Origin of the sequence: Lysobacter sp. yr284 (assembly GCF_900107375.1) — a bacterium.
In the GTDB taxonomy this organism is placed as follows: Bacteria; Pseudomonadota; Gammaproteobacteria; order Xanthomonadales; family Xanthomonadaceae; genus Lysobacter.
The window spans coordinates 51,003-62,929 of sequence record NZ_FNPT01000010.1; the positions used below are offsets into that span (position 1 = coordinate 51,003).

An 11,927-nucleotide genomic window follows, 5' to 3' on the forward strand; every position below is an offset into this window, starting at 1 on the left:
CGCGACGGCCGCTCATGGGGCGGCCGGGGTCTCCAGACAGTTCGCAGGACGGCGGCCGAACCCGTCATGCCTTCGCCGGTCGGGTTGGCGGGCTTTCGTTCAGGGCGTTCAGGGTGCCCGCCCTGCCTGTACCGGCCGGGGGTGCGCCGGCCGCAGGCCGGGCCCGCCGCCACCGCGCCCGGCCCGGCGGGCGCGCCCGCCCGAGGCCGCGCCCCGCCTCGGTCCGGCCCGCATTCGCGCTGGAAATCTTGCTGGAAAAGGTCCGGATCGCATCGATTGGTTGGCACGCGCATGCGTTGTATTCTGCTGATTCGGTACCTCCCACCAGGACAACATGGACCTACAGCCTGAGGAGACGGGCGATGTCACCCGCCTGCTCGCCGCCTGGCGCGCGGGCGACGCTGCCGCGCCGGACGCCCTGCTGAATCTGGTCTACCGGCAGCTGCGCACCATCGCCGCCGGCCGCCTGTCGCGCCTGAGCGTGCCGGTGCTGGACCCGACCGAACTGGTCAACGAGGCGATGCTGCGCCTGCTCGGCGGCAACGGCCTGGACGCGCAGAACCGCCAGCACTTCTTCAGCATCGCCGCGACCGCGATCCGTTATGTGCTGGTCGACACGATTCGTCGCCAGCACGCCGACAAGCGCGGCGGCGGCGCGGTCGACGTGACCCTGTCCGGCTCCGAGCACCTGTCGGCCGCCGGCGACCGCTGGCTCGATGTCGAGGACGCGCTGCGCGCGCTGGAACAGCAAGACCCGCGCAAGTGCCGGATCGTCGAACTGATCTTCCTCATGGGCCTGAACCAGCAGGAGACGGCCGAGATCCTCGGCATCTCGCTGACCACCGTCGAGCGCGATCTGCGCTTCGCCAAGGCCTGGTTGCGCGAACACCTGTCATGACCCCGGCGCAGTTCGGCCGGGTCGAGGAGCTGTTCCACCAGGCGCTGGAACGGCCCGCCGCCGAACGCGCGCGGTTCCTGCGCGAGAACGAGCACGACCCCGACATCGTCGCCGCGGCCGAGCGCCTGCTCGCCTGCGACGACGACGCCGCGCCCGACCCGGTCAGCGAACGCCTCACCGAAGTCGCGCGCGAAGTCCCGCTGCGCAGCATCGGCCCGTACCGGCTGCTGCGCGAGCTGGGCTCCGGCGGCATGGGCGCGGTGTTCCTGGCCGAGCGCGACGTCGCCGGCCGCGTCCAGCAGGTCGCCGTCAAGCTGCTGCACGGCATCGGCACCGCCCACAACAAGCGCCGCATGGAACGCGAGCGGGCGATGCTGGCCGGCCTCAACCATCCCAACATCGCCCGCCACATCGACGGCGGCGAGAGCGCGGAAGGCCAGCCCTACCTGGTGATGGACTACGTCGAGGGCCCGCTGCTGCCGCAATACGTGGCACAGGCCAAGCCGTCGCTGCCGCAGCGGCTGAAGCTGTACCTGAGCCTGTGCGACGCGGTCCAGCACGCGCACCAGCGCCTGGTCCTGCACCGCGACATCAAGCCCTCGAACGTGGCGGTGCGCGCCGACGGCGCGCCGGTGCTGCTGGACTTCGGCGTCGGCGCGCTGCTGGAGGAAGGCGACAACCCCACCCATCCGCCGACCCGCGCCTTCACCCCCGGCTACAGCGCGCCGGAGCAGTACCGCGGACAGACCGAGACCATGGCCACCGACGTGTTCGGCCTGGGCGCGCTGCTGTTCGACCTGCTCACCGGGCAGCGGCTGTCGACGCTGTACCGCGGCGACGCGACCGTGCCGGCGCCCAGCGCCAGCGTCGCCGATCCGGCGCTGCGCCACCTGCTGCGCGGCGATCTCGACCGGATCGTGCGCAAGGCCACCGCGACCGACCCGGAGCAGCGCTACCGCACCGTCGCGGCGCTGATGGACGACGTCTCGCGCTACCTGCAGGGCCGGCCGATTTCCGCCGCGCCCGACCGCCTGTGGTACCGGCTCAACAAGTTCGTCCGCCGCAACCGCGTCGCGGTCGCCGTCAGCGCGATGCTGGCGGTCGCCGGCAGCCTGGCGGTGTGGCAGCTCAACAACGAACGCCAGCGCGCGCTGGCGGCCGAGCGCGCGGCCGAGACCGAAGCGGCCAACGCCAAGGCCTCGCGCGATTTCCTCGCCTCGGTGCTGGCCGAGACCTCGCCCGAAGCGGTGCGCGGCCAGCCGATCACCATCGCCACCCTGCTCACCAACGCCGCCGCGCGGCTGCAGACCGACCGCAGCCAGAGCGAGCGCACGCGCCTGGTCGCATGGCTGACCATCGCCGAGGTCTACGCCGACATCAACGACCCGCAGCCGGGGCTGGCAGCGATCGACGCGGCCATCGCGCTGTCGCCGCGCAAGCCGCAGCCGCAGGACCTGGAGCTGCGCGCGCGCGCGCTGCACGTGCGCGGCAACCTGCTGTTGCAACTCGAACGCCTGCCCGAAGCGCGCGCCGCGCTCGACCAGGCGATCGCGCTGCGCGAGCGCCAGGGCGCGCCGGCGCCGACGCTGGCGCGGCTGTACAGCGACTACGGCAGCGCCGTGCTGCACACCTCCGACTTCGCCGCCGCGCAGCGCTACCAACAGCGCGCGCTGGAGCGCCTGGACGCGTCCGGCCAGCACGAGCCGGAACTGCGCATGGAGATCGAGCTGGGCCTGGCGCGCAGCCTGTACTACCAGAACAAGATCGAAGACGCGGCCCGCCACCTGGGCATGGCCGAGGCCATCGAGCGCGAGCGGCCCGCGCGCGACGGCCTGGCGGCCTACCAGCTGCGCCGGATCGCGATGATGGTGCGCTACTCGCAGCACCGCTATCCGCAGGCGTTGGCCAACGCCGAGCAGGCGCTGCGGCTGGCCTACCGCGTCTACGGCGAGAACAGCCGGCTAACCGCCGACATGGAGCTGTACACCGCGCTGCTGCTGGACGATGTCGGACGCTCGCGCGCGGCGCTGGCGCACTACCAACGCTCGCAGGCCATCGCCCGCGCGCTGAAGCTCGACGATGCCGTGCTCGCCCGCGACGACGTGCGCATGGCGGCGGCCTACGCCAACCTGGGCGACCATCCGCGCGCGCAGGCGCTGACCGATTCGGCGCTGGCGCGGATGCCGGACACCCCGGCCTACACGATGTACCGGATCATCGCCTACTACACCCGCGGCCTCTCGCTCAGCGCGCAGGGCCGCTATCCGCAGGGCCGCGCCGATTTCCAGCGTTCGCTGGAACTGGCGCGCGGCTACAAGGAAGACGTGTTCTACGGCCCGGCCTTCGTCCAGCTGCGCCATGCCCAGGGCCTGGTCGAGGCGCACCGCTTCGAAGACGCCGCGGCCGCGCTCAAGGACGCCGAACCGGTGCTGCAATACCGCGAACTGGAGCCCAAATCGGTGATCGTGCTGCGCTCGCTGCAGGCCGAAGTGGCGCTGAGCCGCGGCGAGCTGGCGCAGGCCGCGCAACGCATCGACGAGGCGCTGCAGCTGGCCCAGCGCCACTACCTCGCCGGCACCTTGCCGATCGCCACGGTCGAACTCGCCGCCGCGCGCATCGCCCTGCGCCGCGGCGACCCGGCGCGCGCCGGCGAGTTGCTGAACCGGGCCGAGCCGCTGCTGCGGCGCGAACTGCGCCCGCAAGCGCCGGCCCTGGCCGACGCCGCGCGGCTGCGCCAGGAGCTGGAGCACGGCCCTGGGTCCGGCGCAGGACACGACGCCAGCCGGGAATCCCGGCGCGACGCGCGCCAGGACGCGGCGCCCGCGCGCGCCGCGCCGGCGCCGCGCGGAGCCGGCGGATGAATGCGGCCGCTTGCGCCGGCGCGCGCGGCCAAATAAATTCCAGCGGCGATGACGGATTCCGCCACCGCCCTGCGAACTCTTGATTGTTCCAACTCCGCAGCATGCGATTCGAACGCGCGCCGCGCCCAGGAACGCCATTCACCTCCCCGTGAGAAGGAATCGACATGCGCACCACCGCCCTTGCATTCGCCCTGCTGATCGCCGCGACCGCGGCCTTCAGCGCCCCGTCGTTCGCGCGCGAGAAGTCCTACCAGGCGTGCAGCCCGCCGTTCTCCGGCCCGCCGTTCTGCCAGCCGCCGCTGAGCCAGGGCGAGCTGTCCTCCGGCACCGACCGGCGCGCCACCACCAAGGCGCCGACCCAGGCGCCGCGCTCGGCGCCGCAGCCGTCCACCGCGAAGAAGTGATCCAGCGCCGAAGGCGACGGGGCATCCGCCTCGTCGCCCGGCCGGGCCAAGCAAGCCGATGACGCCGTCATCGGCTTTTTTCTTGTCCGAAATCATGCGCCGGCGCCCCGCTGCGCTTGCTCGCCGGCACCGCCTCGAACATGTAAACGTCCTACGACCGCTTCGATGCCGTCATCCTGCTCAACGCGAGCAAGGACTGCCGGCCGCGATGCCTGCGCCTGGGCGCTACGGCGCGACCGTCGCCGCAGGCCCGACCGCGGCCGCCTGCGCGTCGCCTTCGTCGCCCGACACCGCCGCCAGGAAGCTAGCCGACGGCGCGAAGAACAGCGAACCGGTGACCGCGCGGCTGAAGTCCAGCAGGCGGTCGTAATTGCCCGGCGGGTTGCCGACGAACATGTTCTCCAGCATGCGCTCGATCCGCCGCGGCTGGCGCGCGTAGCCGATGAAGTAGGTGCCGAACTCGCTCTTGCTGGCGTCGCCGAACGGCATGTTGTCGCGCACGATGCTGAGCTCTTCGCCGTTCTCCTCGATCACCGTCAGCACGTTGTGCGCGTACGAGGGCTTGGCCGCGTCGTCGAGCTCGACGTTGGACAGCTTGTGCCGGCCGACGATGCGCTCCTGCTGCTCCACCGGCACCGACTCCCAGCCCTTGAGGTCGTGCAAGTACTTCTGCACGATCACGTAGCTGCCGCCGGCGAAGCTCGCGTCCTCGGCGCCGACCAGGGCCGCGTCCAGCGCTTCCTGGTCGACCGGGTTCTCGGTGCCGTCGACGAAGCCGAGCAGATCGCGCTGGTCGAAGTAGCGAAAGCCGTGCACTTCCTCGGCAGTGGCCACCGCCTCGCCGAGCCGCGCGAGGATCTGCGCGGTCAGCTCGAAACACAGGTCCATGCGCTCGGCGCGGATGTGGAACAGCAGGTCGCCGGGCGTGGACACGGCGCGGTGCTTGCCTTCGATGGCGCGGAACGGATGCAGGTCCGCCGGCTTGGGCGCGCCGAACAAGCGCTGCCAGGCCGCATCGCCGAACCCCAGGATGCAGGACAGGCGGCCGTCGGGATCGCGGAAACCGACCGAACGCAGCAGCCCGGCGAGGTCGGCGCACAACGCGCGCACGGTTTGCCGATGCTGCGCCTGCGGCCGCAGGGTCACCACCAGGAACACGGCCGAACGGGTCAGGCCCGCCACGATGGGTTGGGAAACGATGGCTGCCACGATCTGCCTCTGTGCGCTGCGAAGGGGGCCAGGATTCGATGAATGCGCGAGGCGTCCGGCGCGCCATCGAACGGCGGATCGGCCGATGATAGCGCCGCGGCGGGCGAACGCCGCGCGAGGACGCGCGCGCACTGGCCGGCCCGGCGGTTTGAGCCGCGCGCCCGGGCGATGCTAGATTCGGACCGGACCCGATACGGACAGCGAGCATGCGACAGCGAGGCGACCTTCCTGAATCTGCGCCCGGACCGGCCGACGCCGGCCAGGACGCGGGCGCGATGGCGCCGGCGTGGCCGCGCGAGCCGATCAGCGCGCAACGTTTGCGCGACGCCGAAGTGGCGCAGGCCCAGGCCACGCTCAAGCGCGAATTGGTGCGCGTCTACGCGCAGTCTTGCGGGGCCTGCAAGCCCAGGCAATGAAGGCGGCGACGGCCGGCGTCCGGGCCGGCGCACTCGCGGCCCGGCCCCGCGCGATCAGGCCTGCGCGCGTTGCGCCTCGCGCTCGCGCAACAGATCGCCCACCCTGACGAACCCGTAGCCCTGCGCGCGCAGCGCCGGCACCAGTTCGCGCACGATCTCGACGATGCGCGGGCGCGCGCGGCCGTGTTCGTCGTCGCCGTCGTGCAGCAGCACGATCGCGCCGGGATGGGCCTGCGCCAGCACCGCGCCGGACACGCAGTCGACATGGCCGGGCGCATCTGGTTCGAGCCAGTCGCAAGGATCGATCGACCAACCGGCGACGGTGTAGCCGTGGCGCGCCAGCAGGTCGACCTGGTCGGCGCGGATTTCGCCGAACGCCGGGCGGTACAGGCGCGCCGACAGCGCGTCGGCGCCGGCGCGGCGCAACTCGGCGGCGGCCGGCGCGACTTCGTCGTGCAACAACGCGTCCGCGCCCAGGCCGCTAGCGTCGGCGTGGCTCATCGAATGATTGGCCAGTTCGTGGCCGTCGGCGAGCATGCGCGCGCTCAGCCACGGCACCGCGCGCAGCAGCCGGCCGACGCAGAAGAAGGTCGCGGCGACGTCGAGTTCGCGCAGCGCCGCCAGCAGCGCCGGGGTGGCCTGGCCCGGCCCGTCGTCGAAGCTCAGCGCGATCGCGCGCCGGCGCGGCAGGCCGCGGCCGAGATAGGCGCGCGGGCGCTGCGCGAGGAAGGCGTGATAGTCCATGCGCGCCTCAGCGGGTCATCCAGCTCTTGCGGCCGCCGCGCAGTTCGTCGAGCAGGCCGATCAGGTTGGCCGGCAGCAACAGCGCGTCGATGACGGTGTTGTAGACCGACACCAGCAACAAGTCGGCCAGGCCCAACTGCAGCCGCTCGCGCGCGTGCAGCACCGAGACGAAGTTCAGCGCGGCCATCAGCAGCCAGTTCAGCGCCGCCACCGCCAGCAGCGCGTGGCTGCGGTAGAACAAGGCGCCGGCGATCAACAACAGCAGGGTCGGCACCAGCGCCGACTGCGCCCACAGCAGCCACCACGGCAGCATCTTCATGGTCCGCGCCCACGAGATGCCCCAGGCCACCCGGAACGATTCCAGGCGCCCGCGCGCCCAGCGCCGGCGCTGGCGGAACAGGCCCATCAGCGTGGTCGGGCAGATCGTGTAGGCGACCGCGTCCGGCGCGTAGGCGATGGAATAGCCGTGGGCGAGCGCGCGCCAGGTCCAGGCGATGTCCTCCACCAGCCACTCGCCCCAGCCGCCGAGTTCGCGGATGACCTGGGTGCGGTGCAGCGAGAACGCGCCGGCCACGACGTTGACCGAACCGAGCTTGCTCTGCACGTAGCGGATCGCCGCCAGCGCGCCGATGTGCTCGTAGAACTGCAGCCGGTGCAGCCACGACTGGTGGCGGCCGGCCGGCACGATCAGCCCGCAGGCGGCGGCGTGGCGCGGCGAGGAATACAAGGCCTCGACCGCGCTGCGCAGCGCGCCGGGCGCGATCACGGTATCGCTGTCGATCACCGTGACCACGTCCGAGTCCGGCGACAGCCGCGGCAGCGCCGCGTCCAGCGCCAGGCCCTTGGCGCCGCCGTTGCGCTCGCGGGCGATGAACTCGTAGCGCTTGCCGCGCGGCTGCGCCAGCCACTGCGCGACCGCGGCGGCGGTGGCGTTGGTGGAGCCGTCGTCGACCAGCAGCACCTCGACCGGGCCGGGGTACTCGCTGCGTTCGATCGACTCCAGCGTGCACAACAGCGAGCGTTCGGGTTCGTTGTAGAACGGCACCAGGATCGATACGAACGGATAGCGCGCCAGCGCGCGCGGCGGCGACCGCCGCAGTTGCCGCCAGCACGCCCAGCCGGCCAGGAACAGCAGGCAGGCGAGCAGTATCAGGGTGGAGAAGCCGACCACGCCGGTCAGCACGAACTGGCTGAGGACCAGGTGGTCGAGCGCGAGCCGGTCGAGGACGAATTGGCCGAAGCCGGGGCGATCGGGAACGAACGTAGTGGGCATGGGGCGAGCGGCATCCGGCGAATCGCGAACGCGACGGCGCGGCGCTGGCGCGCGCGACGCTGCGTTTCGCAAGGGTCTGGTTTGGCAGACCGGACGCGTCGATACGGGCCGCGCGATGCGGACCCGCACGCCAGGTGCTGAAGCGGACAGGCAAAGCGGACGAAACGACTGCGGTGGGGGAACGCTTGCGGATGAAACGATTCGCGGGCGTCGTGCATGCGCTGCATCGCGACGGCGATTCGGATCCAGGCGCCGTCCGCGCGGCGCGAGCGCGATGCATGGCCGCGCTTTCGCAAGCAAGAATGAAAGCTGGACACGATTTAATCTGTGACGCCGCCATGCAGTTCCGCGAAACCTGCGCGTGTTCGCGCTCGACACGCGTTCGCGCATGGGAGAAGAATCGACGCGCCCCGCCCGCGCCGAGCCCGCCTTCATGCCGACCACCGCTTCCGTTTCCGATTCCAATTCCGATCCCGCCGCCTTCCACCCGCGCTTCGACATCGGCGCGCAACGCATGGACTGCGGACGCGAGCCGCACGTGGACACCCACCAGGCCGCCGACGCGCGCGCGACCTGGCCGCTGCTCGACTACTCCGAGTGCGAACCCACCGACGACCAGGCGGCGATCAACCGCTGGCTGCAGGCCGCCGCGCTGGACGGCGCCGCGGTGCTGCACGTGGGCACCGGCAACTCCTCGGTCGCGCGCCTGCTCGACGGCCGCGCGCGGGTGGTCTCGGTCACCGTCGCCCGCGGCGAGTTCGAGCACGCCCAGTCGCTGGGCCTGCACGACTACCGCGTGCACCTGCTCAACAAGCACGGCCTGGAATTCGGCGAGCGCTTCGCCGCGGCCAGCTTCGACTGCATCCTCGACAACAACCTGGCCAGCTTCGCCTGCTGCCAGCGCCACCTGGAGCGCTATTTCGAGGCCCTGGCGCGGCTGCTGCGGCCCGACGGTTTCGTGCTCACCCATTGGCAGGGCATGCAGTGGACGCTGGACGTCGGCGTGGACGACGTCGAGCCGGCGTGGCGCCTGGACGCGGGCAAGCTGGAGGCGATCGCCGCCGCGTTCGGGCTGGCGACCACGCGCGAAGGCGACCTGTTCTTCCTGCGCCGCGCGGCGCGCGGCTGAGCGCGCCCGCGTGCGCATGCGCCGGCAGCGCCATCCGGCCGCGCGGCTGTGGCGGATCGGCCGGCGCGACCCGCGCCCGCGGTGGCTGCTGCTCGACAACCTGATCACCACCTTCGGCGCCGCGTTCACCCTGATCGCGCTGCCGTTCCTGGTCATGCGCCTGAGCGGCCGCGCGCTCGACCTCGGCGCAACCGCGGCGATCGAGGCGCTGCCGAGCCTGCTGTTGCTGTTCTGTTTCCGCGGCGCGCTCGATCGCCTCGACCCGGCGCGCCTGCTGTGGTGGTGCCGGGCCGCGTACGTGCTGCTCAACGCCACCCTCGCCGTCGCCACCTGGACCGGGGCCATCGGCTTGCCGCTGATCTACGCGCTGGCGCTGATCGGCGGGCTGGTGTGGGCGGTGGCCTACCCCGCCGGCCGCGCCTGCTTCGGGCTGTACCTGCGCCGCGGCCTGCTGGCGCCGGCCAACGCGCTGTTCGCGGTCGCCTCCAGCGTGGCGATGATGGCGATGCCGATGCTCGCCGGCGGCCTGATCCTGGCGTCGTCCGGCCCGCACGCGCTGGCCGCGGCGTTCGCGCTGGATGCGCTGTGCGTGGCCGCGTCGCTGCCGCTGATCGCGGCGCTGCGCAAACGCGGGCCGGCGCGCGGGCGCGAGGCCACGGCGCTGGCCGAAAGCGCGGCCGCGGACGGCCCGCCGCTGGCCGCGCCGTCGCCCGCCGCCGGCGACGTTCCGCGCAGCTATTACCTCTATCTGCTCGCCAGCACCGTGCTCGCGTTCGGCCCGGTGCAGATCCTGCTGCCGGTGCTGCTCGTGCAACGCCGCGACCCGGCGTATCTGGCGATCTACGCCGCCCAGTTCGCCGGCATCGCCGTGGCCGCCTCGGCGGCGGCGCGACGGGTGCCGACGGCGATGGCCGACACCCTGCGCGGCGTGGTGCTGTGCTGGGTCGGCGCCGCCTGCGCCTACGCCCTGCTCGGCGCCGCGGCCGATGCGCCCAAGGGCGCCGCGCTGGCGGCGGCGCTGCTCGGCTTCGGCCTGCTCGCGGCGGCGTCCAACCACTACGGCATCCGTTCGCTGTCGTGGCTGCAGCGCAGCGCCGACCCGCGCCGCATGGGCCGCGAGATGACCTGGTTCTCGGCCGCGACGATGGGCGCGATGCCGCTGTCCTCGCTCGCCGTCGGCGTGGCGGTGGATCGCCTGCGCTGGAGCGGCGCCGCGCAGGCGCTGGCCGCGGCCACCGCGCTGGCCGCGCTCGCAGCCGCGCCGCACCTGCTGCGCCTGCAACGCCGCGCGCCGCAGCGCGCGCAGGACGAAACGGCCGCGCCGCCGGCCACCGGCGACGGCGCGGCCGCCCGTTGACCGCTCAGGACGCGGTCTTCTTCGCCGCCGGCGCGCGCGCGCACGCCGGCGCCGCGGCGCCGGCCAGGCGCTTGGGATCGGGCTTGCAGGCATAGCCCTGGCCGCCGGTGCCGACCGGCTCGGTGCCGACCCGCTCGTAGGCGTCGATCAGGATCGGTTTCAGCGACACGTTCTGCGGCGGATAGGCCACGCGCTGGGCCTTGGGTTGCCACGGAATCGCGCAGGTGGTGGCGCCGGCCGGATCGGTCTGCACCAGGTACACGTCCTGCGGATCGGCGCCTGCGTCGCGGTCGATGAAGGTGCTGCCGGCCAGCAGCAGCCGGTCGGGCGCCTTGAGGTCGATCGACACCAGCATCTCGCGCCCGGCGCCGAAGTAATTCATCGATCCGGTCGCCGGCAGCAGGCTGGACGTGCGCGCGCCGAGCGCGGCGCCGAACTCGGGCACGCCGCGGGTCGCGGCGATGGCCAGGATGCTGTCGTCGCTGCTGCGGTCCAGCGCTTCGACCACGTCGTAGGCGCGGATCGAAGTGGTCTTGGGATCGGACCAGAACGCCTGCGCCAGCACCTTGCAGCCGACCGGTTCGAACCGCGCCAGATAGACCTGGGTGGCGCCGTCGGCGGGGTTGGACTGCAGGCCGACCAGCGCCGACTGGCCGAAGTAGCCCGGCGCGCGCAACGCGGTAATGCCATGGAACAGGGCGTGTTGCTTGTCGGCGTTGTTGAGCGTGCTCGCGCACACCGGCGTGCCGCTGATGTCGGTGCGCAGCAACAGCGCGCCCATCAGGCCGGCGCCGTTGGTGGTGTTGCCGGCCACCACCAGGTCGTCGGCCAGGCCGGTCGCGGCGACGTTCTGCGCGAGCGCGCGCAGGCGCACCTCCGGCCAGCGCGAACCGCCGTCGTAGAACTGGTTCCACAACAGCCCGCCGCCGGCGTCCAGGCGCGCGATGCGGCCGAACTTGCGGCGCGCGTCGCGGCTGATTTCCTCGCCGACCAGGTACAGGGTCTCGCCGCGGTCCGGCGCGCTCTCGATCAGGTCCAGGCCGACCGCGTTCTGGCCTTCGACCCGGTTGCCGAGCACGCTGGTCCAGGCCGGCCGGCCTTCGCAATCGACCTGCAGCACGTAGATGCGGTCGGTGCTGCCGCCGTACTGGACCGCGCCGGTGATGGCGAAGCCGCGGCCGCTGCTGAGCTCGATCACCGCCTCGCCGCGGCTGCGCTTGCTGCCGCCGATGTAATACGCGGCCTGCCAAATCAGGTTGCCGTTGTCGTCGGCGCGGCTGAGCTGGGCGAGTTGGGTATCGCCGGCCTGGCGGGTGCCGACGGTGATCGAACCCGGTCCGCAGGCGCGGGTGGCCTTCACGTCCCAGCCCGAATCGGCCGGCTCGGGATCGCCGTAATAGGCTTCGAAGTTCTGCGCCTGGGCGAGCGGCGCGGCCAGCAGCAGGGAAATCGCCAGCGCCAAAGCGCAGCGGCGCGAACCGCAAGAGCTACGTTCCATCGTGTCCATGTCGGCCTCGTGTGCGGAAACTTCCGCGAAGGGGCCGGCGCGCCGCGCGGACGCGCCAGCGATACGTGAGCGGGCAGGCCGGACGCTCGAACCAAGGGCCTGCGCGGACGCCCGGGCTGCACGGACGGC

10 protein-coding genes are annotated in these 11,927 nt (G+C 72.5%); 6 read left to right on the forward strand and 4 right to left on the reverse strand.

Going from position 1 to position 11,927, the window contains the following annotated elements:
- Positions 1 to 334: 334 nt before the first annotated feature.
- From BLV01_RS15550 to BLV01_RS15560, 3 genes are all read left to right on the forward strand, one after another.
- Positions 335 to 898, forward strand: a complete 564-nt coding sequence (locus BLV01_RS15550) for an ECF-type sigma factor (protein ID WP_091801502.1) — start codon at positions 335 to 337, stop codon at positions 896 to 898.
- Entirely contained in the window at positions 895 to 3,759 is a 2,865-nt protein-coding gene (locus BLV01_RS15555) for a protein kinase domain-containing protein (RefSeq protein ID WP_091801505.1), read from the forward strand. The genes BLV01_RS15550 and BLV01_RS15555 overlap by 4 nt, the downstream gene beginning before the upstream one ends.
- A 164-nt stretch (positions 3,760 to 3,923) precedes the next feature.
- Positions 3,924 to 4,163 carry a hypothetical protein gene (locus BLV01_RS15560; RefSeq protein WP_091801508.1) on the forward strand — a complete coding sequence of 80 codons (240 nt, stop codon included), beginning with the start codon at positions 3,924 to 3,926 and terminating at the stop codon, positions 4,161 to 4,163.
- Positions 4,164 to 4,388: 225 nt separating this feature from the next.
- On the opposite strand, the gene BLV01_RS15565 is transcribed toward BLV01_RS15560, so the two are convergent.
- Positions 4,389 to 5,372 (reverse strand): Dyp-type peroxidase, encoded by a 984-nt coding sequence (locus BLV01_RS15565; protein ID WP_091801511.1) that lies wholly within the window; start codon positions 5,370 to 5,372, stop codon positions 4,389 to 4,391.
- A 206-nt stretch (positions 5,373 to 5,578) separates the two neighbouring features.
- Here BLV01_RS15565 and BLV01_RS25540 point away from each other — a divergent pair, with 206 nt between their 5' ends.
- The gene (locus BLV01_RS25540; protein WP_139178736.1) at positions 5,579 to 5,788 is read left to right on the forward strand and encodes a hypothetical protein; all 210 of its coding nucleotides are present in this window, start codon (positions 5,579 to 5,581) and stop codon (positions 5,786 to 5,788) included.
- A 54-nt stretch (positions 5,789 to 5,842) separates the two neighbouring features.
- Here the strand turns inward: BLV01_RS25540 and BLV01_RS15570 are convergent, their stop codons facing one another.
- Together BLV01_RS15570 and BLV01_RS15575 are read right to left on the reverse strand one after the other, a co-directional pair.
- A complete protein-coding gene (locus tag BLV01_RS15570) occupies positions 5,843 to 6,532 on the reverse strand; it encodes a polysaccharide deacetylase family protein (RefSeq protein WP_091801515.1) in 690 nt (229 codons plus the stop codon).
- Positions 6,533 to 6,539: 7 nt separating this feature from the next.
- Positions 6,540 to 7,805, reverse strand: a complete 1,266-nt coding sequence (locus tag BLV01_RS15575) for a glycosyltransferase family 2 protein (protein WP_175485987.1) — start codon at positions 7,803 to 7,805, stop codon at positions 6,540 to 6,542.
- Positions 7,806 to 8,238: 433 nt separating this feature from the next.
- Here BLV01_RS15575 and BLV01_RS15580 point away from each other — a divergent pair, with 433 nt between their 5' ends.
- Both BLV01_RS15580 and BLV01_RS15585 read left to right on the forward strand, forming a co-directional pair.
- On the forward strand, positions 8,239 to 8,934 hold the full coding sequence (locus tag BLV01_RS15580) for an SAM-dependent methyltransferase (protein ID WP_175485988.1): 696 nt from the start codon (positions 8,239 to 8,241) through the stop codon (positions 8,932 to 8,934).
- Positions 8,935 to 8,950: 16 nt separating this feature from the next.
- On the forward strand, positions 8,951 to 10,291 hold the full coding sequence (locus BLV01_RS15585; RefSeq protein WP_175485990.1) for an MFS transporter: 1,341 nt from the start codon (positions 8,951 to 8,953) through the stop codon (positions 10,289 to 10,291).
- A 4-nt stretch (positions 10,292 to 10,295) separates the two neighbouring features.
- Here BLV01_RS15585 and BLV01_RS15590 read toward each other — a convergent pair whose 3' ends face one another.
- On the reverse strand, positions 10,296 to 11,789 hold the full coding sequence (locus tag BLV01_RS15590; RefSeq protein ID WP_139178738.1) for a hypothetical protein: 1,494 nt from the start codon (positions 11,787 to 11,789) through the stop codon (positions 10,296 to 10,298).
- Between the last annotated feature and the right edge of the window lie 138 nt (positions 11,790 to 11,927).